Annotated in this window: 1 protein-coding gene; it reads right to left on the bottom strand. The window is 73.8% G+C overall.

Going from position 1 to position 229, the window contains the following annotated elements; all coding sequences use genetic code 11:
- Positions 1-229: PKD domain-containing protein (locus tag KVS71_RS19580; RefSeq protein ID WP_217585351.1), on the bottom strand; the 229-nt coding region annotated here is incomplete at both ends.

The raw sequence follows: 229 nt of genomic DNA, 5'->3' as shown, positions 1-229 counted from the left end.
GTCACCGTGAGGGTGACCGTGCGCGTCCCGGCCGTCGCGTACGTGTGCGTCGCCGATGCTCCTTCACCGGCCGTGCCATCACCCCAGTCCCAGCGGTAGCTGCGGATGGTGCCGTCGGCGTCCGTCGACGCAGACGCGTCGGCCGGCACCGTCAGCCCCGAGGCCGAGAGCGTGAGCGAAGCCGGGGGCAGCGCGTTGGCGCCCTGCACCACGGCACGCTTCGCGACCG

The organism is Microbacterium sp. GbtcB4 (genome assembly GCF_019091465.1).
GTDB classification, from domain to species: Bacteria; Actinomycetota; Actinomycetes; order Actinomycetales; family Microbacteriaceae; genus Microbacterium; species Microbacterium paraoxydans.
Note: the sequence above shows the minus strand (reverse complement) of the source record. Positions and strands in the feature narration are given on the sequence as shown.